Below are 20311 nucleotides of genomic sequence, written 5' to 3'. Positions count from 1 at the left end.
TTATTTGAATAGATAACGGATTAAAATTTTAGTTTTATGTCAGGAACTCGTCTGTCCGCTTTTTTTAAATTATCAAAAAGGGACTTAAAATATGATTTCCCATCAAGTATTGTAGTGTTTCTTGTAGCGCTACCACTCTGTTTGGGTATTGCTATGGCTTCCGGTGCGCCATTATTCGCCGGTTTATTAACAGGTATTATTGGTGGATTGGTTGTCGCATCAATGAGTAAATCTCCGCTCAGCGTGAGCGGTCCCGCAGCTGGTTTAACGGTAATTGTATTAGGTGCCATCGAACAATTAGGTGCGTACGAAACATTTTTGCTCGCCGTTGTCATCGCGGGTATCGTCCAACTCGTTTTGGGGATCATCAAAGCGGGTATGATTGGAAACTATTTTCCATCAGCTGTAATTTTAGGCATGTTGGCCGCGATCGGTATAACCATTATACTTAAACAAATACCGTTGGCTTTTGGGCTATCAGAAGAACACGCTTTCGAACTCGATGCCGGTGGAGGTGTAGCTGCTTTTCAAGATACAGTTTTATCAGGCGTAAACTGGGGAGCTACTATCATCTGCTTCCTGTCGCTTGCCATACTTATTTATTGGCCAAAAATAAAAGGTATCAATAAAGTACCTGCCCCACTTGTCGTCGTGTTATTGGGCGTCGGTTTAGCATCCGTTTTTCAAGGGTCCGGTATGCAGTTAAGTCAAAATCATTTTGTGATGATCCCCATCGTGAGCTCGTTCCAAGAATTTACACAACTATTCATTTTTCCTGATTTCACTCAGATTTTGAATAAAGATGTATGGATAGTTGCCTTTACGATTGCTATCATTGCCAGTTTAGAAACATTGCTTAGTATCGAAGCTATCGATAAGATAGATCCCTTTAAACGCGTTACGCCGACCAATAGAGAACTGGTGGCCCAAGGCGTTGGTAATATGACTAGTGGCTTTCTAGGTGGACTTCCCTTGACATCTGTTATCGTACGTTCTTCCGCAAACGCACAAGCCGGGGGTCGCACACGCCAGTCTGCCATGTTGCATGGCCTATGGCTTCTAGTAGCAGTTCTAGCCATACCTACACTCATCAATTTGATCCCGTTGTCCTGTTTAGCGGCCATACTGCTCCATACGGGCTACAAGCTGGCTAACCCAAGCTTGTTTAAAAAAATGCTACGTAAAGGATTGGATCAATTTATTCCCTTCGCTGCAACCATCGTAGCGGTTGTATTTACTGACTTGTTGATGGGAGTGGGGATAGGTATCGTAGTAGCCTTATTCTATATTATTCGTGCAAATATGCAAAACGCCTTCAAAATGGAAATTAGTGAGGAAAATGGCGAAAAAAAGGTCACTATGACGCTTGCAGAAGAAGTATCTTTTCTCAACAAAGTACCTATTCAACAAAAACTCTACAGCTTACCGAAGGGTGTACAAGCCATTCGAATTGACGGACGATTTAGCAAATTCATCGATAAAGATGTCATCGAAGTTCTCAAAGATTTTCAAATGAATGCGATGAGCAAAGGTATTGATATAGAGCTAGATGCTATCACCTACAAAAAAAATCGAGAAGTAGTCGTAAAACAAGAGCAAGTAGAAGTATAACACTGCTCGAGAACATCATCGGTACAGACGGGTAGCAAAAAACAAATATTTATAATTAAATTTACGAGAATGTACTAACTTGGTTGATTTCATGCAACCAGCTTTAACATCATAAGAAACAACAAATTATCATTATGGAAAATAAAGAACTAGAACTAGGTTTTCAGAAAATATTAGAAGGTAACAAGTCTTGGATAGAGTTTGTTAAAAATGATACATCCGGACGATTTGAACAATTGGCTAAAGGACAAAGTCCAGAGATCCTCTGGATTGGTTGTGCAGATAGCCGCGTTCCAGCCAACGAAATAGTAGGTTCGAAGCCTGGCGAAGTGTTCGTACACCGCAACATCGCCAACATGTGTGTACACTCGGATATGAGCATGCTATCCGTCTTAGACTATGCTGTAAACGTATTGAAAGTAAAACACATCGTGGTAGCCGGTCATTATGGTTGCGGTGGAGTTGCTGCATCGCTAAGCCGTAAACAATTCGGTGTTATTGACAACTGGTTATGCCATATTAAAGATGTCTATCGTCTGCACGCTGCCGAAATCGATGGTCTTGAAGACCATGACGAAAAGGTAAATCGACTGATAGAGCTTAATGTGAAGGAGCAGGTCTTTAACCTCTGCACGACGTCTATTGTACAGAATGCCTGGAAAAACGGACAACCATTAGCTGTCCATGGCATGGTTATCGATATTGGCAGCGGAAAACTTAATGATTTAAACAATACGTTTACAAATAACGAAACGTTAGGAAAAGTTTTTGCTTTCCAATAGGAAGGAAAAATTTAAAACAAGTTTAAGATTTATTGAGAAAGGCACCCGTTGGAGGTGCCTTTCTTTTTTACAAGACGTCTTTCCGACGGCCCTGTTTCATTTATTTTATCTCTTTGTATCCTACTCCCATATTTTGAAGCATGAATGCCCATTTATCGGTTTGCTCTGCAATGACCATTTCAGTTGATTTACCGGCGCCGTGTCCCGCTTTCGTGTCGATGCGAATTAAAACAGGATTATCTCCTTTATGGTACTCTTGCAACCGCGCAGCGAATTTAAACGAATGTGCTGGCACTACACGGTCGTCGTGATCCGCAGTAGTTACCATAGTCGCCGGATAAGCGGTGCCAGGCTTCAACGCGTGATAAGGCGAATAATTATACAAGTATTCGAACATCTCTCGGCTATCTTCAGAAGTACCATAATCGAACGCCCAGCCTGCACCCGCGGTAAATTTATGGTAACGTAACATGTCCAACACACCAACCGCCGGGAAAGCCACCTTGAAGAGTTCAGGTCGTTGTGTCATACTCGCTCCAACCAATAGCCCCCCATTGGAACCTCCGGCAATAGCCAGCTTATCCGGGGACGTATATTGCTGATCGATCAGGTACTCTGCTGCCGTGATAAAATCATCAAATACGTTTTGCTTATTCATCTGTGTACCAGCGAGATGCCAGCGCTCACCATATTCCCCCCCTCCGCGGAGATTAGCCACAGCATAAACGCCCCCTTGTTCCAACAAGATAATGTTACTGGTAGAAAAAGAAGGTGTCAAGCTGATATTAAATCCGCCATAGCCATACAACATCGTCGGATTTGATCCATCTAACGTAATGCCTTTTTTATACGTAATGATCATCGGAACCTTTGTTCCATCTTTAGATGTAAAGAATACTTGCTTCGATTCGTAGTTAGACGGGTCAAAGTTAATCGCCGATTCTTTATAAATTTCCGACTTTCCAGATGCGATATCATATCTGTAGATCGTAACTGGATTCACATAGTTCGTAAACGAATAATATAGATCCTCGTCTTCCAATTTCGCGTCAAAGCCACCTGCGGATCCTATACCTGGTAGCTCGATTTCCCTTTCTAGTTTCCCATTTCGGTCGTATTGTTTTATAAGCGAAGCCGCATCTTTCAGGTAATTAGCAAATATTTTACCTCCACCTACGCTTGGTGACAGTGCTTGCTCCGTTTCAGCGATTAATGTCTCCCAGTTTTCAGGCTGTGGAGTAGCAGCATTAACCGTTACTACGCGTCCATTTGGTGCATCCAGTTCCGTGTAAAGGAACAATTTAGATCCGTCATTGTCTATAATCTCATGGTTTTTATCCATGTTGCCCACTACCGTTACGAACCCAGCACCGGGGGAAGAAAGATCTTTTATATAAAGTTCATTGCCCGAGGTAGCATTTGCAGCCGATACGATCAAAAAGCGTTCATCCTCAGTTAACCCGGCTCCAAGATAACGACGTGGCATCGTTGGTCCACCAAACACCAGCTCATCTTCGGCCTGTGACGTATTTAATTTATGGAAATATAGTTTATGTTGATCTGTCATGGCGGATAATGCGGACCCTTCTTTTGGCTTATCATAGCTACTATAATAAATCCCCTCGTTTCCTTTCCATGCCAGTCCCGAGAACTTAACATCTACCAATGTATCGCCTACAACAGCTTTATCCTCCGTTTTCATCACCACAACCTTCCTCCAGTCCGACCCGCCTTCAGAAATCTGATAGGCGACTAATGAACCGTCTTTCGAAAATGATATCCCAGCTAGGGAACTTGTCCCGTCTTCGGAAAACTTATTCGGGTCCAGGAAAATCTCTTCTTCTCCATCTTCGCCTTTCTTACGCCAGAGCACGTATTGGTTCTGAAGCCCATCATTTTTATAGAAATAGATATAATCCCCCTCTTTAATTGGGGCACCCTCTTTCTCGTAATTCCATAGACTTTCTAAGCGTTTATGAATGGCTTCTCGAAATGGAATTTGGCCTAAGTAATCCTGGGTCACTTCGTTTTGAGCAGTTACCCATTGCTTAGTTTCAGCGGATAAGTCATCTTCCAGCCAACGGTATGGGTCTTCAACAGTAGCTCCGAAATACGCATCTTTCTGATCGATTTTTTCCGTTTTTGGATAAGGTTTTAGCACGATGTCTTCTTTTGATTCGATAACATTCTCCTGGTTACAGGCTGTAAACGCCACCGCCATAAGAATAATGCCTAAATTTTTATTCATAATCTATTTTTTTAAACCATCCGCAAGATAAGATTTTTTTGGGACAGTCGATTATCCCTGTTATTTGCTAATTTTGTCTTTTATATACATGAGAGATAAAATATACTTTGCGTCGGATTTTCATTTGGGTGTTACACCCAAAGCAGCTTCTCTTGAACGGGAGCGGCGGCTGGTCGCTTGGCTGGACCACATCAAACACGACGCAAAGGCACTCTTTTTGGTGGGCGATATTTTTGATTTCTGGTTTGAATACAGTACTGTAGTTCCTAAAGGATTTATCCGATTCCTCGGCAAATTAGCGGAATTGGCAGACCTCGGCGTAGCGATAACACTCTTTAAAGGGAACCACGACATGTGGATGTTCGGTTATTTAAAAGAACAGCTAGACGCCAATATTGTCGAGAATGAGATGATATTGGATATCGATGGTAAACGGTTTTATATTCACCATGGAGATGGGCTAGGCCCAGGGGACACAAAGTATAAGTTTCTGAAAGCTTTTTTTCGAAGCAAGGTTTGTCAGTGGCTCTTCGCTAGATTACATCCTAACTTGGGTATTGGGATCGCCCAAAGATGGTCCAGTCACAGTCGTGCGGCAAACCTGGACGAAGAACGTTTCTTAGGAGAAGATCGAGAATGGTTAATTCAGTATGCCAAGGAATTGCTGCAAGAGGAGCATTTCGATTATTTTATCTTTGGGCATCGTCACCTCCCATACGACATCGAACTCCGTGAAAGCAGCCGCATCATTAATCTAGGCGAATGGATGCACACTTGTACCTATGCTGTATGGGACACCAAACAATTGGAATTGAAGAAATGGACGCCCTAACGATTATCCGACGCATTGCCCCATTAAAGGCAGAAGATCAACAAGCCCTATTGATACTTTTCGAAGAAGTTACGTTTAAGAAACATGATAATATTATAGAGACGGGTAAAAATTCCCGTTATCTTTATTTTTTAAAGACGGGGTCTTGTCGTATATTTTACTACAAAGAACATCGGGAGGTTATTTTAGACTTCGCTTTTCCCGGCGATGCCCTCATTTCTTTAAATAGCTACGTACATGGCAAACCCGGTTACGAAACGATACAATCCCTTGAGCCGGTAACAGCGTATCGCATCCATGTTGCCCAGCTACAATCGCTCTTTGCCAATACCTTAGGTATAGCCAATTGGGGCAGGAAACTCGCCGAAGTAGAGACGCTGAAAATTGAGTATCGGCTCATGTCAAAACTGTTTAAAACAGCAAGCGAAAGCTATCAAGACCTGTTAAATCGTGCACCGGAACTTGTTAAGCAAATTAAACTCGGTTTTATCGCTTCATACTTAGGCATATCACAAGTTACACTGAGTAGAATTCGTGGAAAACAAGGAGAGTCGTCAGAAAAATAAAAAAGGCGCCTTTATATAAAGACACCTTTTCTTTTTAGCGGTCTGGACGGGACTCGAACCCGCGACCCCATGCGTGACAGGCATGTATTCTAACCAGCTGAACTACCAGACCTAATTTCTTCTCTTTTTTTTGAGAACGTATGTTTTAAGAACTTTTGAAGCAGCGCTCCATTTATTTTAGCGGTCTGGACGGGACTCGAACCCGCGACCCCATGCGTGACAGGCATGTATTCTAACCAGCTGAACTACCAGACCTAATTTCCTTCCCGTTTGAAGGTGTGCAAATATAGGTGTATTTTACAGAATGTCGAAATTTTTTTTAAAAAATTTAGTCCACTGCTCCCTCTTTCATTTTCTCTGCGTTCTCTGCAAATTGCAGTGCATCTATAATACCCTGAATATCACCATCCATAACGGCGGGGAGATTATAGAGTGTCATACCAATACGGTGTTCAGTAACGCGTCCTTGCGGATAATTGTATGTCCGTACCTTAGCAGAACGGTCCCCTGTAGATACCATTGTTTTACGTTTAGCCGCTACATCGCCATGTTTTTTCTGAACCTCGAGCTCGTATAACTTATTCCGAAGCATCTCCATCGCAAGCTCACGATTTGCTAACTGGGAGCGTTCAACTTGACACACCACTACAATTCCAGAAGGCTTGTGTGTCAATTGCACTTTCGTCTCTACTTTGTTGACGTTCTGGCCACCTGCTCCTCCCGAACGGGAGGTTTGCAATTCGATGTCTCCCGGGTTCAATTCGACGTCGACATCTTCTGCTTCTGGCAGAACAGCTACCGAAGCTGCCGATGTGTGGACACGCCCCTGCGTTTCGGTATCTGGAACACGCTGTACGCGATGTACACCCGATTCGTATTTCAATTGACCATACACATCCTCGCCGATCACTTTTAAAATAACTTCCTTATATCCACCAGACGTCCCCTCTGTCACATCCATTACTTCCGTGCGCCAGCCCTTTGTTTCAAAAAAACGAGTATACATCCTATACAAATCGCCGGCAAACAAAGCGGCTTCATCACCTCCTGTACCACCCCGAATTTCAATAATAGCATTTTTCCCGTCTTCAGGGTCCTTAGGGATAAGCATCAATCGAATTTCTTCTTCTTTCTCCTCTTTTTCTGTCAGTAAGAGATCGAGCTCTTCTTTCGCCATCTCCCGTAGCTCCTGATCTTTTTCATTGGCGAGTATATCTTTGCTAGTATCGATATTACTAACGATATTTCTATAGATGTGATATTGCTCTACGATCTTCCCCAAGTCTTTATACTCCTTATTCAACTTGGCAAAACGCTTCATATCATTGATGGTATCGGGATTACTTAGTTCGGCCTCTACCTCTTCCCAACGTCCCTTTATAGCTTGTAGTTTCTCTAACATAGTGCGTAATGCTCTTAATAAACGGAAAGGTATTTTCCATTTTTATCAGGCACAAAAGTACGTATTTTTTTGGTATTAATGTGCGGAAACGACCTTGAGGCCAATAATAGAGGCAATCAATGTAAAAATAAAAAATACGCGCCAAAAATCAGTAGGTTCTTTAAATATAAAAACGCCTACGAGCACTGTCCCGACTGCACCGATACCCGTCCAAACAGCATAAGCCGTTCCGAGTGGTAGCGCCTGCGTGGCTTTCATCAACAGCAGCATACTGACGGTCAGACATAGGCCAAAGCCTCCATACCAAAGATACATTTCTGTTCCGGTTGTGTGTTTAGCTTTCCCCAAGCACGATGTAAATCCTACTTCAAATAACCCCGCAATAATTAATATAATCCAGTTCATAGTTTTTTATTATTTACAACAAAGATCCGGATACAAAAACAGAATCCTTTTTACAAATGATAAAAAAAACAGAAGGCTATATTCACTATCCTCGTTTGGCCATTGGTTTTAAATCAGTCAATGAACCGATTTTGACAGGACCACCCTTCTCGATACTGCGACGGGCGGCTACACCAATTAGAATAGACATTACACCATCTCGCAGACCAGCCGAATGTCCATATGGATCAGGAGCTTCTGGTTGTTTGAACAATTTATCATGCAGCCGACGGTCGCCGCCACCATGACCAGCACGTTCGCTAGCTACTTGAATGAGCTGATAATCCTGCCAGTTCTTATAAAGGACAAGCGGTTCATGGATGATGTCGACGTTTTCGACTTGCTGCATCTCCGCAGCATGTAAACTCTCTTGATCCAAGCTATCATTTTTCATCCAAGGGATGTCAAGCCAAGCCTCGATACGCCCCTTTTGTCCATTAAACGCGATGCGCCAGCCCTCAAACGGGGAATAGGTGGTCAGCGAGTAATTAGCAATAGCTCCATTCGCATATTTAATTTGCGCTGACATCTTGTCGTAAATATCAATCTCATTCCGATACACACATCCATCGCGGACATACCCGTCATGTGCTTCGTTAGCTACATATAGGTTCATTGCATGGGAATCTTTGGTGATATCCCAATAGTAGTTGCACTCTTTTTTATGTGTGCAGCTTCGACAGTTTGCCCCTCTGAATGCCCCATTTTTACCGTAGTGCTCCAATGCTCCATAAGCAAAGACTTCATCAGGTTCCGAATCTAGCCACCAATTGAGTAAATCAAAATGGTGCGTAGCCTTATGTATCCATAAAGACCCGCCCTTATCCATCAACCCATGCCAACGACGGAAATAAGACGCACCGTGATGGACATTGAGATACCAATTAAAATCGACCGAGGTAACTTCCCCGATTTCCCCATTCATGATCAACTCTTTAATTTTCGTCATATAGGGACTCCATCGATAATTGAACCCAACAATCAGTTTTTTACCGTACCGGCGTTCGGCATTCAGAATTGCTTGTGCTTTTACTTCATCGGTTGTCAGCGGCTTTTCAGTAAGCACGTCACAACCAGCAGCCAACCCAGCAATAGTCTGCTCATGGTGAGATGAATCTGTCGTACACACGATGACCAAGTCCGGTTTCGTCTCGCATAGCATTTCCTCAAAGCTCACGAAGGTGGGACAGTTCACTTTCATGTAGGTTTTTCCGTACTGTAGTCTGCCGGGATTGATATCACTTAGACCCACAAATTCCAACTGGTCCGGGTACTGCTCTACCAAGCGACGACCCCAAAAGGAAATCCCGCGTATACCGGTACCAACCAAGGTGACTCTAAGTTTCCGACGTAGGCCGAATGCGTTGGCGGGCAGCGACACGGCCGATCCTGCGGCAAGCATCGCTAAAGCCTGCAAAAATGATTTTCTCGAAAAATTCTCCATGTTATTTCCGTTTATAATAGTTTATGCTGTTTTTCAACCTTTCACAGTTAGTAATCCAAAATAAGAAAAAACTTGGTATCGACCAAATATAATCAAGCGCTATCCTCCCCTTGTATCTATTTTTCTTAAAAATAGCACTGTAGCAAACAAAAAAAGGTGCGACTTTCATCGCACCTTCAACCTTTAAAATTATAAAAACTACTAATTATGAAAACTAAGCCGTCTCCTCTATATCAGCTGTGGAAAACTCCTCGAATACTTCTGCAAACCCTTCATAGTCCGCATCCCCTTGAGGCGAGAAACTACGAATCCCGTTTTCTTCCACATAGATTTTAAGTTCCGGATGGATATCTCCGTCAGCAAATACAGCTATATCGGTGTAAGAAAGCGCACCTTTGTATAGGTCTACATAAGATCCTTCACCGTAAGGGGCCGCTTCCTCAGCACGCATGTCACTTTGCGCCGCCATTGCTCCGTATTTCCCTCCAATAGCATCGAAGTCTTCGTTTGCATAAAGGGAATACATCACTTTAGCATCCTTGAATGTAGGATCATCTTTGTAAGCTGTTTTCAAATACGCCGGAACCATAGCGGAAAACCAACCATGGCAGTGCACCACGTCCGGTGACCATCCTAACTTCTTAACCGTCTCTAATACACCTTTACAGAAGAACAACGAACGCTCGTTGTTGTCTGCAAAAAAAGCACCTTTGTCGTCACGAAAAACCTTCTTCCGCTGAAAATACTCTTCATTATCTAAAAAATACACCTGCATGCGTGCAGTGGGTAATGAAGCAACCTTAATAATGAGCGGATTATCATTGCTATCCACCACGATGTTCATTCCCGACAACCTTATCACTTCATGAAGCCGATTTCTGCGCTCATTAATATTACCGAAACGCGGCATCAAAATACGGATTTCAAATCCTTTTTCTTGCATCGCTTGTGGTAACTGGCGTGTTATTTCAGAAATTTTGCTTATTTCAAGGAAAGGCGACATCTCATGGGTTACAAACAATATTTTCGTTTTTGCCATCTCCAATTCTTTATTTATTTATCGAACAGTAAAATCGGTCCACAAAGATACGACTTTTTTATGAATTTTACAATTCATTAAGTTTCATCCCTTTATATTACCGATTTATTTCTGCAAATTTGCGCCCTTATTTAACGTTTTGCGGTGAGGATATTTAGAACAAAACAAGCCCTTCGAAGTTATCTTGGTGAATTGCGTGAAACCAAGCAGCGCATAGCGCTCGTACCAACTATGGGAGCACTTCACGAGGGACACCTTACATTAATAAAGGAAGCCAAAGAAATTGCTGATGTCGTGGTCTGTAGTATTTTTGTAAACCCCACTCAATTTAACGATCCGAGCGACCTTGAAAGGTATCCACGTCCGGAAGAAAATGACTTACAATTGTTACAAGGAATCCACTGTGATATCGCTTTTATGCCGACGGTGGAAGAAATGTATCCAAAAACCGGGGAGCCGTGGCACCTTGACCTAGGAAGCCTAGAAAAGGTATGGGAGGGAGAAAAGCGACCGGGGCACTTTCAAGGTGTAACCCAGATCGTATATAAGCTGTTCTGCTTAGTTGAACCCGATGTTGCCTGCTTTGGCCAAAAAGACTTCCAGCAAATAATGGTCATCCAACGGTTAATTGATGTAAAGAAACTACCCGTCATCCTCCATATTTGCCCTACAATTAGAAACGAGGAGGGGCTTGCGTTAAGTTCCCGTAATATGCGTCTTTCGGCGGAGGGGGAACATAAAGCGCTGGCATTATACCGTTCATTACGTCATATCGAACGCTATTTTAAGATTCGGAACCTAACCGCACTTCGAACAGAAGCACTAGACATCCTCCATCAAGAGGGAGAAATCGAAGTCGAATATTTAGCCATCTGTGAAACACGTTCGTTAGAAGAAATCGACCAGATCGACCCCAGAAAAAAACATGTTGCGCTACTGGTTGCTTGGGTGGAAGGGGTAAGGTTGATTGATAATATGTTATTGGATTAGTTCTCTTCTTTTTTCCCGAAAAAAAGAAGCAAAAAACTCGTCCCTTCGGATATTTGAGAAAATGGACTGTACTAAGGATGAGTTTCTACATACCTCAAATCTCCGGATGGGACAATTTAGGTTAAGGAGGGGATTGTGCAATATCTATGATGGGTTACGAAACCCGACACCATATAATTAAAAAAAATTAGGTAATTTTGTATTATGTTGATTGAAGTAATGAAATCAAAGATTCATCGGGTTCGTGTTACGCAGGCGGAGCTGAACTACGTGGGAAGCATCACGATTGATGAAGATTTGATGGATGCAGCAAATATTGTTGCGAACGAAAAGGTGCAGATTGTAAACAACAATAACGGGGCTCGATTAGAGACCTATGTTATTCCAGGCGAACGCGGAACAGGTACTATTTGTCTTAATGGCGCTGCCGCCCGCTTGGTGCAGGTAGGCGATATCATTATTATCATTTCCTATGCGAGCATGACGCCTGAAGAAGCAAAAGTACACAAGCCTGCTCTGCTATTTCCCGACCATAACAATAAATTGACACTGTAGTTCCGATAGCATTTTGTAACTTCGCAAATAGCAACGCACGATATCGTCATGCATAAATTGAGTACTACATACCGTATTTTCGTCGCTTGGTCATTAAGCTTATGGATGGTGGTTATTATCACCAGCGGTGTTGTATTTATGCACAAGGAAGTCACCTCAACAGGAGAGATTGTTACACACATTCACCCCTATGACTTCACTCAAAAGGGACATCCTGAGCATCACCACCATTCCGATGATGAAATACATTTCTTAGATGTCGTATTTGCAGGCGTATTCGTGGCGAATGATTTACAAGCGTTCGAACTCGCCATCGCACCCATTATGCTTTGCATACATCATGCAGAGCTAACGGAAAACGCACCTTCCACCCCACTCATTCACTACGACTTACGGGGACCCCCTGCCCTTTTTCTATCCTAATCTCAACTTCCGAATATCCATCGGAACAACAAAGACAATTAATGATTACGTAATCTGGTCTGCACAATATTGTGGTTATCACCATTTTTTCACAGACCTCTTTGCTCATTTCATTCATTTAACGACATCATGGACGTCTTAACGCCTGATGCGTATTTATTATGATTTACTTACATGACAAAAAGATACAACTACAAGCTTTTTCTTTTAGCTTTACTCTATATATTTCCAATTACCCTATTTTCACAAACATCATTGAACGGAAAAGTAACCGGACCAGATGGTAGTCCGATCGGTCAAGCCACGGTACTTGTCGACGGCTCGGGCAACGCTACCTCAACGAATGAGGATGGAGAGTTTCTTCTCTCTGATGTGTCAAATGGAAAAATGACAATCATCACGCGTGCTGTCGGCTACCAAACCGATAGAAAAACAGTGCAAAGTGGTACAAACGACGTCCTGCATATTATCTTGCAGGAAGACAACTTAAATCTAAACGAGGTCGTGGTCAGTGCCACTCGCTATGGTCTTGACCGGCGTGACGCCCCTGTCGTGGTGAACGTATTGAGTCCTAAGCTTTTCAACGCTACGCAATCTGTAGCCATGTCGGAGACCCTAAATTATCAACCTGGCGTGCGCGTGGAGAACAACTGTCAAAACTGCGGATTCTCTCAGGTGCGACTGAACGGGATGGAAGGAGCTTACTCCCAAATACTGATCAACAGCCGTTCAGTATTTAGTGCCTTAAATAGCGTTTATGGCTTGGATCAAATCCCAACCAGCATGATCGATCGTATCGAAGTCGTCAGAAGTGGTGGATCTGCGCTGTTCGGCGCTAATGCCATCGCCGGGACCATCAATATCATTACGAAAGATCCGGTAGAAAATGATTGGCAGGTAAAATCCACCAACTCCCTAATTGATGGCAGCGCATGGGATAATACGATCGACTTCAACACATCTACTGTGACGGACGATTTACTCACAGGGGTTACTTTCTACGGGATGCACCGCAACCGGGAGGCTTGGGATGCCAATGGTGACGGTTTCTCGGAAATGACTAAACTACGCAACACCACCTTTGGTACAAAAGCCTTTTTTAAACCTTCCGAATACGATAAAATCACGGTGGACCTGAGTGTACTGAATGAGTTTCGCCGTGGGGGCGACCGACTGGAAATCGCGCCGCATTTTACCGATATTACGGAGCAGCTCCAGACCAACTCTTTCATCGGTGGGGCCACGTACGATCATTACTCCCGAAACTGGAAACATAAAATATCGATTTACGCATCGGCCCAAAAAAGCACGCGCGACAGCTACTATGGCGGTTTAGGTGGTTCCAGAACGCGTCAGGACAGTGTTACCGCGGCAAATGCTTACGGTGTCACAAGCGATTTTGCCATGGTTGCCGGCGGACAATACACCTATACCTTCGCGAAAGATGTCTTGACAGCCGGCGTCGAACTTACCACCAACGAGACCAACGACGACATCCCTGGTTACGACCGGAACATAGATCAAAAGACGCAGGGTATTGGTAGTTACGCGCAGTACGAGTGGAAGGTAGCCGACCCGTTAAAACTTTTGATGGGTGCCCGTTATGATTACACCAAGGTGGATGGAAAATACAGTCTCTTGCAGCACCATCGTACCTCAGACGAAAGCTTTGGCACCTTTAGCCCTCGTTTTACGCTACTATACGACATCAACCCCGAATTGCAATTCCGCGGTGGATATGCCCGGGGATTCCGTGCTCCACAAGCGTTCAATGAGGATATGCACGTCACCTCGGTCGCGGGTGAGCAAGTATTTGTCCTGATGGGACAAGACCTAAAAACGGAAACTTCCGATGCCTACACCGGATCGTTTAATTACACCCGGAATTTTGGGAGCACCCAGGCTAGCCTGTTGTTGGAAGGCTTTTATACGGTACTACATAACCAATTCACGAATGTGCGAACCTCGGAGGAAGACGCCATCATTCTGGAAGAAATGCGCAATGGCACGGGGGCAACCGTTTATGGTTCCAATATAGAATTGAGCATCGCTCCCTCCAGCGCCGTTACTTTTCAGGCCGGGGGGACGATACAGCGTTCGAAATACAAAGAGGAGCAGATCATCTTCGAAGCCGAAAACCCGGCGGATGATGTCGCTACTGTGCGCTTTCTACGTACACCAAACACCTATGGTTACTTGAACACGAATATCAAAGCGACCAAACAATTCGCAGTTGATGTAACTGGAGTTTATACCGGCAGCATGATTGCACCGCATTACCAGTCGGATCAGACACTCCTGCTCAAAACGACCCGGGACTTCATGGAAATGAATCTGCGCTTAGGTTACACATTGCCCATACGGAAGGAATTTAGCGTAGAGTTGTTTGGGGGTATACAAAACATGTTTAACGCTTTCCAAAAGGATTTCGATAGTGGTCCGTTGCGCGACTCGGATTATGTCTACGGACCCGCGAAACCACGAACATTCACTTTTGGAATTAGGATTGGGCATTTTCATTAATATAATTTGTAGAGACGTTTCTAGGGCGTCTCTACAAATTTAAAGAAAGGAACAATATCATGATACGTTATATAGGCACCATCATTTTTCTTCTATTAAATCTACCCATCTTTGCGCAGCAGAAAAACACCGTCAACTGGCTTTCTTTTGAGCAGTTATCGGACTCGCTGGCGACAAAACCCAAGAAGGTACTGCTTTTTTTTCATACCGACTGGTGCGCCTATTGCCGCAAGATGCAAAAGGTTGTCTTCACAGGCCCGGATATCGTAAACGAGCTGAACAGAAACTACTACGCTGTACAATTTGATGCGGAAACCGTGGATACGGTCCGCTTCGATGGACAAGTTGTGGTAAATGAGTCTTCCAAAAAGCGTACAGGGCAATACCACAATATGGCAAAGCTGTTAGCCACCCGTGATGGTGAACTTAGCTTTCCGACTACCCTGATCTTGGCTCCTGATTTCAACGTCGAGCAGCGATTTTTTCAGTATCTAGATAGAAAGAAATTGATGAAGGCATTGAAGGATAAGCTCTAACCACTAATATAGCTTTGAAGTTGGTCAATGGTTTGTTTTTGATCTTCGATAATATGTTTGACAATATCACCAATAGAAATGATACCGATAACGGTATGATCTTCTACCACCGGCAAATGCCTGAATAGGTTGTTCGTCATCATCTCCATACAGTTTTCAATTTTTTCGTCCGTGGTGATGGTTCGCGGGTTATGCGTCATAACCACGTGAATAGGTGTGTCTTTGGAAGATTTGCCTTGTAAGACAATTTTTCGAGCATAGTCCCGCTCTGTGAAAATCCCAACTAACGCGTCTTCCTCCATAACCAACAATGCACTGATGTTTTTTTCCATCATCATTTGCAAAGCGTTTAGAACGGATGTGTCTGGATTTACAGCGTGGATAACAGACGACTTTCCCTCAAGGATGTGTTTTACAGTTTTCATCTTATTATTTATTTATAATGGTTGATGAAAGCTCTCTGCCAAAAATGGCGGATAGTCTTCATAATTTCTTCTCACTAATTAAGGAAGCATAAGCCGAAGCACCATATTGATAAGAAGGGACAATCGACACTAATAGGCTGGCTATCACATGAATTAGTCCATTAAAGATAATGTTTTTTAGCGAATTAAAAAATAAAACCATTTTTCTTACTTTTGCTGTAGCATTACGATATGAACCTGCGTTCTATCATCTAGAAAAGACATTAAAAATTTATGAAACCGATCCCGATCTATCGGGAGAGCTCTCATCAACCATTAAAAAAAGAAAAAAACGGATGAAAACTCTATTTAGACCATTAATTGTATTACTATGCACCGCAGTTGCATTTAGTTCTTGTATGAAAGATGACAGTGCAGAGAGAGAAGAGGAACAACGTCGACAACAAGAGGTGGTAGCAGCTTCATTGGCTGCAGATAAGATTAAAATTGAAGAATATTTACTTGACAATCCCTCTGAAACACCAGGAGGATGGCAGGAAGATGATAGGGAAGAGACGTTTTCTCTAATAGGTAAAACTGTTAAAACAGGTATCCACTTCGAAGTGTTAGCTGTACCGACCGAAGAAGATGACGAGGCTTTTGAGTATGAATTCTCCACCTCAACTGGTCCGGTCCCTCCAAAAGTTAAAGTAAATTATACAGCATCATTATTGGACGGCACCGAGGTACAATCCGGAGAAAACGAAAATATTGATTTCGCTACATTCCAATCTAGTTCAAATGTTTATAATGGTGTGTGGATTATTTCCTTCTTCCCGAAATCGTATAGAGTGAACAGTGAAAACGTACCGTACTATGGATTAACAACAAAAGGCTTAAAAAAAGGCAGCCATATCCGTGTGATATCCCCCTCTTATTGGGCTTTTTACGACAAAAAAATAGGCGATATCCCTGCTAACTCACCGTTAGTATACGAGTTTGAAGTATTGAGCATCGAATAATAAAAAGTAGAAACATTATAAATTAGTAAACGTACAAAGGGCGTGTCCAAAAAAACTTTTAGGCACGCTCTTTTTTAATCAAAGCAATGAACAACCTATCAAAATTTCTTTTTCTTTTTGCAGTAGCAACAATCTGCATCACCTCCTGTAGCAAATCGGACGACAACAATAACGATTGGGCGGATGAACAGCGTCGTAGAGATTCCCTTAACCGCGTGCGAATCGAAGCGCTGTTAGAAGAGCAAGCTCCTATACTAAAAGATTTTGCGGAAGAACATATCCCAGGGGCAGTATTGGACGATTCCACGGGCATCTGGTTCAAAATCCACGAACCGGGTGAAGAAGGGTCATATACGCGCTGGCTAGTCCCCAGCTCTATGGGAGGCTTGGCTCTTGCCAGACCAACTGTAGAAGTAAAGTATACCGGAAAATTATTGACCGGTGAGGTGTTTGATGAAACGTCTGAGGACGACCCGAAAGACAAAACCCGCTCTTTCCAAATCGGAAATGATAATATGGGCGGCGGGTTGATCCCAGCCTGGAACCTTGCATTTTACCCGAAAGAGATCCGCCTAAACGGAAATGATTATAAAATCGGCGGACTTACCGAAAAAGGCTTACAAAAAGGTGCCGCCATCGAGCTTGTTGCGCCGTCGCCCTACTGTTACGATAATAGAGAGCAAAAGAATAAAGAGGGAGAGATTACTATTCCTGCAGATTCACCCTTGCATTTTTATATTGAAGTAGTGGATATAAAGGATAAAAATTAATTTAATCGCTATAAATAAACGAAGCCCGCTGTTTGAATCAGCGGGCTTCGTTTATTTTTATTATTTTTACTCTTAACAAATCCATGCACAATGAAAATAGCGCTTGCTCAACTGAATTACCATATAGGCAACTTTACCGCCAACAACGAGAAAATTATCAATCACATTACGCGTGCCAAAGCAGATGGCGCCAAGTTAATTGTTTTCGCTGAACTTGCTATAGGCGGATACCCCGCTAAAGATCTCTTACGAAACGCGCAATTTATCCAGCAATGCACCGATAGCCTGCATCAGATTGCACAAGCTTGTCAGGGTATCAGTTGTATCATCGGATCACCCGTAGTAAACACGGATCCTGAGGGCAAACCACTTTACAATGCAGCCGTCGTATTGGCAAATGGTCAGATCCAACACACTGTTAAGAAAAGCTTGTTACCGGATTATGATGTCTTCGACGAATACCGATATTTTGAACCCAACCGATCGGCTTCCTGTGTTGAAATTAACGGAGAAAAGGTGGCCCTAACGGTCTGTGAAGATCTGTGGGATGACGAAGTCTCGAATTCGTATGTAGGTGATATCATGGCAGAGCTGCGGAAGGAAAACCCATCGCTCATTATCAATATTGCCGCCTCCCCGTTTTCTTACACGCACTTCGATAACCGACTCAACGTTTTAAAACGGAATGTTATAAAAGCAGGATGTCCGTTAGTATATGTCAATCAGGTAGGAGCCCATACGGATACTATCTTTGATGGCCGTTCATTAGCACTGGATAGGAACGGTAATATATTGTCCGAACTAAAAGGTTTTGCAGAAGATTACAAGGTAGTCGACATATATGCGCAATCACCTGCATCCGCGGAACACAAACCTTCGGAAATCGCTTTGATACACCAAGCCCTCCTTTTAGGAATGCGCGATTATTTTCAAAAATCTGGTTTTAAGAAAGCGGTACTTGGTCTATCGGGTGGATTAGATTCTGCGATCGTCGCCGCATTAGCATGCGAAGCACTTGGCGCAGAAAACGTTCTTGCCGTCTTAATGCCATCTCAATATTCCAGCACGCACTCGGTAAAAGACGCTTTGGATTTAGTGGAAAATACAGGCTGCGCACACCAAATTATCCCGATCGAAGACATCGCTAACTCCTTCGACCACACGCTGGCGGAATCATTTGTAGGCCGAGTTCCAGACGTCACCGAAGAAAATATACAAGCGCGTGTCCGCGGCACGATTCTCATGGCGCTTTCCAATAAGTTCGGCCACATCTTATTGAACACATCCAATAAAAGCGAAGCGGCCGTAGGATACGGAACATTATATGGTGATATGGCAGGGTCCTTGAGCGTGATTGGCGATGTCTACAAAACCCAAGCGTATACATTAGCACGTTATATCAACCGAGAGCGGGAAGTCATCCCGTTGAATACCATCGTCAAACCACCATCGGCGGAGTTAAGACCAGATCAAAAGGATTCTGATTCTTTGCCCCCTTACGATATATTAGATAGTATACTCTATCAACTCATCGAATTGGAAAAATCGACGGCGGAGATTATTCAATCGGGATTTGAGGAAACATTGGTAAACCGCATCGCCAGATTACTGTATAATGCTGAGTTTAAACGCTTCCAAGCTCCGCCCATACTACGTGTAAGCCCGAAAGCGTTCGGTAGCGGGCGGGTGATGCCTTTGGTTGCGAAGTATTTTTGATATTCTTTTTTTAGAAAAAAGAATGAAAAAATCGCCGCTTCGGATATTTGACAGGAAGGGATAGTACTAAGGATAGATTTCTGCAGTTGTCAAATCTCCGGATGCGGCACTAAAATGTTAAGGGTTGCTCGTACAGGGTTAACCAGTCGCCCCTTTTAACTTAAAAAAATCCAAACGCGGCTTTAGCGTTTTAGGAGTGCTAATACAATTGCTTGATCCCATCCTTAACCCTGGAATGCCACATCAAAAATTTTGAAATATGTAGAAATACTATTTTTGCATTATCCATCCCATCAAAATTTTTAAGTGGCGAGGTTTTGGTTCTTTTCACGGGGAAAAGAACATCAAAATTACTTTAAACCTTCCATCAATTCACTTGTCTAATACCATACTAAAACAAGAGGTTATTATGAATACGATAAAATATATTTTCATGTTCGGTGTTATCGCCGTCCTTGCGTCTTGTGCTTCGGTGAAGTATAATACTACCCGAGTGCAGAACCAGGATTTTCAGCAATACAAAACCTACAGTTGGCTTCCACCTGTGGATTCGCTATCTAAAAATTATTTTAATAATGATATCGCCAAAACCAATATCCTGAATGCCGCCAATAAGGAATTGGAGGCATTGGGTCTACAATATTCCAAAGACAACCCGGATATTCTTTTCCGCTATATTACCATTGTGAATAATAAAAGCCGCATGGTCTATAGTCCATCTTATGGATGGGGCGGCTGGGGCCCTTGGGGCATGGGTTGGGGTATGATGGGCTGGGGCTGGGGTATGGGCTGGGGAGGCTATAGTTATCCGGTAGGCCACGAGAAATACCGCTATGCGCATCTCATCATCGAAGCTGTGGACAGACGTACAAATAGTGTTGTGTGGCAGGCTCGCGGATCGTCAGAAGTTAAAGCGCCTGAAAGGACCATAAATAAACTTCCACAAATTGTCAACGGGATATTCAAACAGTATCCGATACAGAAATAAAAAAAGAAGCGATGCG

General features: G+C 43.2%; 19 protein-coding genes and 2 tRNA genes. 13 read left to right on the top strand and 8 right to left on the bottom strand.

Annotated features, from left to right (window positions below; translation table 11 throughout):
• Positions 1–36 precede the first annotated feature (36 nt).
• Entirely contained in the window at positions 37–1611 is a 1575-nt protein-coding gene (locus tag C5745_RS13775) for a SulP family inorganic anion transporter (RefSeq protein WP_105717594.1), read from the top strand.
• Between the two features lie 134 nt (positions 1612–1745).
• A complete protein-coding gene (locus tag C5745_RS13770; RefSeq protein ID WP_105717593.1) occupies positions 1746–2393 on the top strand; it encodes a carbonic anhydrase in 648 nt (215 codons plus the stop codon).
• 100 nt (positions 2394–2493) lie between these two features.
• Here C5745_RS13770 and C5745_RS13765 read toward each other — a convergent pair whose 3' ends face one another.
• The gene (locus C5745_RS13765) at positions 2494–4641 is read right to left on the bottom strand and encodes a prolyl oligopeptidase family serine peptidase (RefSeq protein WP_105717592.1); all 2148 of its coding nucleotides are present in this window, start codon (positions 4639–4641) and stop codon (positions 2494–2496) included.
• 88 nt (positions 4642–4729) lie between these two features.
• Here C5745_RS13765 and C5745_RS13760 point away from each other — a divergent pair, with 88 nt between their 5' ends.
• Together C5745_RS13760 and C5745_RS13755 are read left to right on the top strand one after the other, a co-directional pair.
• Complete coding sequence (locus C5745_RS13760) at positions 4730–5473, top strand: UDP-2,3-diacylglucosamine diphosphatase (protein WP_105717591.1); 744 nt, start codon at positions 4730–4732, stop codon at positions 5471–5473.
• Entirely contained in the window at positions 5431–6039 is a 609-nt protein-coding gene (locus C5745_RS13755) for a Crp/Fnr family transcriptional regulator (RefSeq protein WP_165793099.1), read from the top strand. Before C5745_RS13760 ends, C5745_RS13755 begins: the two co-directional genes overlap by 43 nt.
• 38 nt (positions 6040–6077) lie before the next feature.
• Here C5745_RS13755 and C5745_RS13750 read toward each other — a convergent pair.
• From C5745_RS13750 to C5745_RS13725, 6 genes are all read right to left on the bottom strand, one after another.
• Positions 6078–6151, bottom strand: a tRNA-Asp gene (locus C5745_RS13750).
• 69 nt (positions 6152–6220) lie between these two features.
• Positions 6221–6294: transfer RNA gene (locus tag C5745_RS13745), tRNA-Asp, on the bottom strand.
• A 73-nt stretch (positions 6295–6367) separates the two neighbouring features.
• A complete protein-coding gene (prfA, locus tag C5745_RS13740) occupies positions 6368–7441 on the bottom strand; it encodes a peptide chain release factor 1 (protein ID WP_105717589.1) in 1074 nt (357 codons plus the stop codon).
• Positions 7442–7516: 75 nt separating this feature from the next.
• Positions 7517–7846, bottom strand: a complete 330-nt coding sequence (locus tag C5745_RS13735) for a DMT family transporter (protein ID WP_105717588.1) — start codon at positions 7844–7846, stop codon at positions 7517–7519.
• Between the two features lie 85 nt (positions 7847–7931).
• Positions 7932–9329, bottom strand: coding sequence for a Gfo/Idh/MocA family oxidoreductase (locus C5745_RS13730; RefSeq protein WP_207795808.1), 1398 nt, complete (start codon positions 9327–9329; stop codon positions 7932–7934).
• A gap of 214 nt (positions 9330–9543) precedes the next feature.
• Positions 9544–10368 (bottom strand): glycogen/starch synthase, encoded by an 825-nt coding sequence (locus tag C5745_RS13725; protein WP_105717587.1) that lies wholly within the window; start codon positions 10366–10368, stop codon positions 9544–9546.
• A gap of 144 nt (positions 10369–10512) precedes the next feature.
• On the opposite strand from C5745_RS13725, the gene panC reads away from it, so the two are divergent.
• The 5 genes from panC to C5745_RS13700 all read left to right on the top strand — a co-directional run bounded on the left by panC (position 10513) and on the right by C5745_RS13700 (position 15395).
• Positions 10513–11358, top strand: a complete 846-nt coding sequence (panC, locus tag C5745_RS13720; protein ID WP_105717586.1) for a pantoate--beta-alanine ligase — start codon at positions 10513–10515, stop codon at positions 11356–11358.
• A 204-nt stretch (positions 11359–11562) separates the two neighbouring features.
• Complete coding sequence (gene panD, locus C5745_RS13715; RefSeq protein WP_105717585.1) at positions 11563–11913, top strand: aspartate 1-decarboxylase; 351 nt, start codon at positions 11563–11565, stop codon at positions 11911–11913.
• Positions 11914–11961: 48 nt separating this feature from the next.
• The gene (locus C5745_RS13710) at positions 11962–12336 is read left to right on the top strand and encodes a hypothetical protein (RefSeq protein WP_105717584.1); all 375 of its coding nucleotides are present in this window, start codon (positions 11962–11964) and stop codon (positions 12334–12336) included.
• A 174-nt stretch (positions 12337–12510) separates the two neighbouring features.
• A complete protein-coding gene (locus tag C5745_RS13705; RefSeq protein WP_105717583.1) occupies positions 12511–14859 on the top strand; it encodes a TonB-dependent receptor in 2349 nt (782 codons plus the stop codon).
• A 59-nt stretch (positions 14860–14918) separates the two neighbouring features.
• The gene (locus C5745_RS13700) at positions 14919–15395 is read left to right on the top strand and encodes a thioredoxin family protein (RefSeq protein WP_105717582.1); all 477 of its coding nucleotides are present in this window, start codon (positions 14919–14921) and stop codon (positions 15393–15395) included.
• Here the strand turns inward: C5745_RS13700 and C5745_RS13695 are convergent.
• On the bottom strand, positions 15392–15820 hold the full coding sequence (locus C5745_RS13695; protein ID WP_105717581.1) for a CBS domain-containing protein: 429 nt from the start codon (positions 15818–15820) through the stop codon (positions 15392–15394). The two genes, C5745_RS13700 and C5745_RS13695, sit on opposite strands and share 4 nt — an antisense overlap.
• A gap of 170 nt (positions 15821–15990) precedes the next feature.
• On the opposite strand from C5745_RS13695, the gene C5745_RS13690 reads away from it, so the two are divergent.
• From C5745_RS13690 to C5745_RS13675, 4 genes are all read left to right on the top strand, one after another.
• A complete protein-coding gene (locus C5745_RS13690) occupies positions 15991–16821 on the top strand; it encodes an FKBP-type peptidyl-prolyl cis-trans isomerase (protein WP_105717580.1) in 831 nt (276 codons plus the stop codon).
• A gap of 86 nt (positions 16822–16907) precedes the next feature.
• Positions 16908–17591: an FKBP-type peptidyl-prolyl cis-trans isomerase gene (locus C5745_RS13685; RefSeq protein WP_105717579.1), complete on the top strand. Its 684-nt coding sequence runs from the start codon at positions 16908–16910 to the stop codon at positions 17589–17591.
• A 90-nt stretch (positions 17592–17681) separates the two neighbouring features.
• On the top strand, positions 17682–19307 hold the full coding sequence (locus C5745_RS13680) for an NAD+ synthase (protein WP_105717578.1): 1626 nt from the start codon (positions 17682–17684) through the stop codon (positions 19305–19307).
• A 409-nt stretch (positions 19308–19716) separates the two neighbouring features.
• On the top strand, positions 19717–20295 hold the full coding sequence (locus C5745_RS13675) for a DUF4136 domain-containing protein (protein ID WP_105717577.1): 579 nt from the start codon (positions 19717–19719) through the stop codon (positions 20293–20295).
• Positions 20296–20311 lie beyond the last annotated feature (16 nt).

The sequence above is a fragment of the Sphingobacterium haloxyli genome (assembly GCF_002980525.1).
Classification (GTDB): Bacteria; Bacteroidota; Bacteroidia; order Sphingobacteriales; family Sphingobacteriaceae; genus Sphingobacterium; species Sphingobacterium haloxyli.
The sequence above is the reverse complement of the archived record's forward strand: the minus strand, read 5'-3'. Positions and strand labels throughout refer to the sequence as shown.

What these genes read in the sequence shown, in the direction of transcription:
- C5745_RS13775 (WP_105717594.1), top strand. Translation starts at nt 37, where the DNA reads ATGTCAGGAACTCGTCTGTCCGCTTTTTTTAAATTATCAAAAAGGGAC.
- C5745_RS13770 (WP_105717593.1), top strand. Translation starts at nt 1,746, where the DNA reads ATGGAAAATAAAGAACTAGAACTAGGTTTTCAGAAAATATTAGAAGGT.
- C5745_RS13765 (WP_105717592.1), bottom strand. Translation starts at nt 4,641, where the DNA reads ATGAATAAAAATTTAGGCATTATTCTTATGGCGGTGGCGTTTACAGCC.
- C5745_RS13760 (WP_105717591.1), top strand. Translation starts at nt 4,730, where the DNA reads ATGAGAGATAAAATATACTTTGCGTCGGATTTTCATTTGGGTGTTACA.
- C5745_RS13755 (WP_165793099.1), top strand. Translation starts at nt 5,431, where the DNA reads ATGGGACACCAAACAATTGGAATTGAAGAAATGGACGCCCTAACGATT.
- prfA (WP_105717589.1), bottom strand. Translation starts at nt 7,441, where the DNA reads ATGTTAGAGAAACTACAAGCTATAAAGGGACGTTGGGAAGAGGTAGAG.
- C5745_RS13735 (WP_105717588.1), bottom strand. Translation starts at nt 7,846, where the DNA reads ATGAACTGGATTATATTAATTATTGCGGGGTTATTTGAAGTAGGATTT.
- C5745_RS13730 (WP_207795808.1), bottom strand. Translation starts at nt 9,329, where the DNA reads ATGGAGAATTTTTCGAGAAAATCATTTTTGCAGGCTTTAGCGATGCTT.
- C5745_RS13725 (WP_105717587.1), bottom strand. Translation starts at nt 10,368, where the DNA reads ATGGCAAAAACGAAAATATTGTTTGTAACCCATGAGATGTCGCCTTTC.
- panD (WP_105717585.1), top strand. Translation starts at nt 11,563, where the DNA reads ATGTTGATTGAAGTAATGAAATCAAAGATTCATCGGGTTCGTGTTACG.
- C5745_RS13710 (WP_105717584.1), top strand. Translation starts at nt 11,962, where the DNA reads ATGCATAAATTGAGTACTACATACCGTATTTTCGTCGCTTGGTCATTA.
- C5745_RS13705 (WP_105717583.1), top strand. Translation starts at nt 12,511, where the DNA reads ATGACAAAAAGATACAACTACAAGCTTTTTCTTTTAGCTTTACTCTAT.
- C5745_RS13700 (WP_105717582.1), top strand. Translation starts at nt 14,919, where the DNA reads ATGATACGTTATATAGGCACCATCATTTTTCTTCTATTAAATCTACCC.
- C5745_RS13695 (WP_105717581.1), bottom strand. Translation starts at nt 15,820, where the DNA reads ATGAAAACTGTAAAACACATCCTTGAGGGAAAGTCGTCTGTTATCCAC.
- C5745_RS13690 (WP_105717580.1), top strand. Translation starts at nt 15,991, where the DNA reads ATGTTTTTTAGCGAATTAAAAAATAAAACCATTTTTCTTACTTTTGCT.
- C5745_RS13685 (WP_105717579.1), top strand. Translation starts at nt 16,908, where the DNA reads ATGAACAACCTATCAAAATTTCTTTTTCTTTTTGCAGTAGCAACAATC.
- C5745_RS13680 (WP_105717578.1), top strand. Translation starts at nt 17,682, where the DNA reads ATGAAAATAGCGCTTGCTCAACTGAATTACCATATAGGCAACTTTACC.
- C5745_RS13675 (WP_105717577.1), top strand. Translation starts at nt 19,717, where the DNA reads ATGAATACGATAAAATATATTTTCATGTTCGGTGTTATCGCCGTCCTT.